This window comes from Ruoffia sp. FAM 20857 (assembly GCF_045528645.1).
Taxonomy (GTDB): Bacteria; Bacillota; Bacilli; order Lactobacillales; family Aerococcaceae; genus Ruoffia; species Ruoffia halotolerans.
The window spans coordinates 1-3,344 of sequence record NZ_JBGQRB010000088.1 but is presented as its reverse complement, the minus strand read 5'-3'; the positions used below and the strand labels follow the sequence as shown (position 1 = coordinate 3,344).

Sequence of the window (3,344 nt, the reverse complement as noted above, 5' to 3'; positions counted from 1 at the left end):
CGAAGGTATTAATAATAAAATTAAAGTATTGAAACGAACAGCCTACGGCTATCGAAATTACAGTCATTTTAGAGACCGTATTTTACTTATGACGCGATTATATGTCCCTCAGACAAATAAAAAAGATTAAGCAACAACTTATGCTGCTTGATCTTGATTAAAATGAGTCATCAACCCTATTTGACAAAGAGCCATTTAAATTTAATCAAAAACACATCTTAGATTAGATAACCTAAGATGTGCCTCATTAATTAGAATAATTCTTTGTCACTACCAAACGTTTCTCCTAAAGCTTGTTGTGCAAGCACATTTAAGAAGTTCCATGGTTTATCATATTCTGGTTGGAAGAAGTAGTCAGCTAAAGCTAATTGTTCTAATGTCCAGCCAGCTGAAATTGCTGTTGAAACTGTATTTATCGCAAACATAACATCTTGTTTAGACATTAACTGCGCACCAACAATACGATTTTTTTCTTTTTCAAAGTGAATTTTCATCATAACAGTTGTATCATCACCAATAAATTTAGGACGAATAGTCTCTTCATAATATTTACTGTCGACTTTGCTTAAATCTGCGTCAGAGTCTTTAACACCTGTACAAGCAAAGTGGTAATCGAATAATGATAATGCAGATGTGCCCGAAACGGCTGGCATTTCAAATTTGTTATCTGAAAGCATATTTTTAGCAGCGATTACACCTTGGCGACGTGCGTTAGAAGCTAAAGCAATGGCACGTTTTTCCCCCGTTGGAGCAAATGGAATTAATGTCGCATCTCCAGCTACATAAATATCTGGATTTGATGTTGATTGCATATGTTCATTCACTTCAACAAAACCACGTTCGTTTCGCGCTAAGATACCGTCTAACCATTGTGTATTTGGACGCACACCAACGGCCATAATAACAGTATCTGCTTCGTATTCACCTTTATCTGTCACGACTTTTGCAACAGATCCATTCTCACCGATGATTTCTTGAACTTTTTCCCCACCATGGAATTTCATTCCATGTTCAAGTGCGTTCTCTTGTAAGACTGAAGTAAATTCTTTATCTAGATACGTAGGTAAGATTGAATTTAATGAATCAATAACCGTTGTATCAATTCCTGCTTTCGCGTATGCTTCAGCAACTTCTATTCCAATATATCCACTACCTACAACAACTGCTTTTTTAGCAGATGACATACGTTCTTTTACTTTATCTGCCCAATTGCGGCCGCGTAAGTAGTATAAATGATCTAAATCAGTTCCAGGAATTGGAATTTCAATCGGTACAGCCCCTGGGCTAAGGAATAATTTATCATATGATTCTTCAGATTCTCCGTCAGCTGTTTTAACTGTAATCGTTTTAGCTTCTGGATCTACAGATACAACATCACTATTCATATGAACATTTACGCCTTGCTCTTTATAACTTTCTTCATTTGCATAATGTAAGCTATCTAAAGAAGGTGAGATATCTTCTAAATAACTTTGAATCCCACAAGATAAGAATGATGCTGTTTCCCCGCGTTCATATAAATGAATCTCAGCATTTGAATCTTCTTTTAAGATAGTTTGCACTGCTTCATACCCAGCATGTGAAGTACCTACAACAATAATTTTCATAACAAAACCTCCAAGAATTTTTTAACAAATTTATTATATCACATTCTAATCTGATTTCAAACATTCAGAACTCAATCTAACAAAACGTTTATTCAACACCATTTAGTTAGATATTTCATGGGAACATCCATTTGAATAATAGTAATATATTTTTTTCATTTATATAAGCCAAAAAAATTATTTGGTCCTGAATAATTCATAGCTCTATAATTTAAGCTGGTTTCTTGAATAAATTAATCGTTCCGTAAATTTCAAGTTTAAGTTAGCCACTACAGGTAACTCATTTGTTTGGTACCGTAACTGCCTTGTTATTCTAAATCAGTGACCCTCTGATATTGAACTGAGGGATGGTAGTCTCCCGACCAGTCTGGCCTCAGGCCATCTTTCCAGACATGAAGCCATGCCGAGGTCAAGTAATGATAGGTCAAGCCCCCAATCGTTCTTGCTTGAATGCTTGAACAAATGTGTCATGTGGTATTGCATAACCCAAAATTTTCCGCGGGTAATCGTTCATCCAACGCTGGATCCGCAAAATCTGGTTCTCGCTCACCTCACTAATCGGGCTTCCCTTGGGAACGAAACGGCGAATTAATTTGTGCTGGTTTTCGCTCGTCCCACGCTCCCAAGAAGCATAGGGGTGGCTGAAATAGACGTCAGCTACATCTTGCAGAGCATCGTGTAGCCTCGAAAACTCCGAGCTATTGTCGGAGGTCACGGTCTTAAATAATTGATCGAAGTTAGCGCCAGCCCGTTCTCTTAGCTGTTGAACCGCTTGGTCCACCGATTCGGTGTCCTTCCCGTTCAACTTTAGGATGACTTCAAAGCGTGTCTGCCGTTCAGCCAGCGTCAGCAGCACGGCATCCGACTTGGTCTTGTTTCCCACGACCGTGTCGATTTCCCAATGACCGAATGTTTCCCGGGTTTCAACTTCTTTAGGGCGTTCTTCAATTGACGTCCCGAGAACACGCTTGTTGGATCGGTGTCCTGGGCGGCCCGCTTTGATTTTACGGGACAGTTTTTCAAGCAAGTCCATGTTCTTTGTTCGCATGATTCCGCGGTCAATCCATTGATAAAGAGCGGTTGTTCCAGGAATGATGGCACAATCGAACAGCGCGTGTTTTCTGGCAAATCCGACCACGACGTCCGGCGACCATTTTTCATTTAACATTTTGTCATCTGCCCAGTCAATGAAGGCATTTGTGTTCGCCCATTTGGGGCGTCTGCCACAGTTCAGTCGTTGCTTTTCATAGAAGGCCTGTCCTGCATCAGCGTCATAAACAGAATAGTAGGTGTCATACACTTTTCCATTTTGCGTTTGGCGTTTTAACTGGGTGATGGTTCCGCGATCAATCTCATTGTTTATGGTTTGCGGAACACGTCCCAGCACTTTGGCAACCTGACGGTTGGAATAGTCTTCCTTTTTCAGGATAGCGATTTGGCAACGTTCTGAGTAGGAAAGGTGTTTTCCCTTGCGTGAAACTGTGTTATCATGGGTTTGCGTCATGTGAATTCATCCTTGTCTATTGAGAGTTGTGGTAACTTCAATATAACATGGAATTCACGTGGCGTTTTTTTTATTTTAAATGGCTAAGTTCATTATAAAATCCGCCAAATTAATCGTTCTTGGAAAAATTGGGAATTTTTCTACAAAATAGTGCGTTCTCGAAGTAGATTTTAACTAAATGAACCTTCTTACGATTCTCTTGTTTGTTTGAAGGCATACTTCTCCCTTGTAGA

General features: G+C 39.4%; 2 protein-coding genes and 1 pseudogene. 1 reads left to right on the top strand and 2 read right to left on the bottom strand.

Features of this window, described 5'->3' with window-relative positions; translation table 11 throughout:
- Positions 1 to 161, top strand: a pseudogene (locus ACEN4N_RS11215) (transposase); the annotation flags it as partial.
- Positions 162 to 251: 90 nt separating this feature from the next.
- On the opposite strand, the gene ACEN4N_RS11210 reads toward ACEN4N_RS11215, so the two are convergent.
- Both ACEN4N_RS11210 and ACEN4N_RS11205 read right to left on the bottom strand, forming a co-directional pair.
- Complete coding sequence (locus tag ACEN4N_RS11210) at positions 252 to 1,607, bottom strand: FAD-dependent oxidoreductase (protein WP_407090964.1); 1,356 nt, start codon at positions 1,605 to 1,607, stop codon at positions 252 to 254.
- A 424-nt stretch (positions 1,608 to 2,031) separates the two neighbouring features.
- Positions 2,032 to 3,111 carry an IS30 family transposase gene (locus ACEN4N_RS11205; RefSeq protein WP_407094251.1) on the bottom strand — a complete coding sequence of 360 codons (1,080 nt, stop codon included), beginning with the start codon at positions 3,109 to 3,111 and terminating at the stop codon, positions 2,032 to 2,034.
- Positions 3,112 to 3,344: the final 233 nt, after the last annotated feature.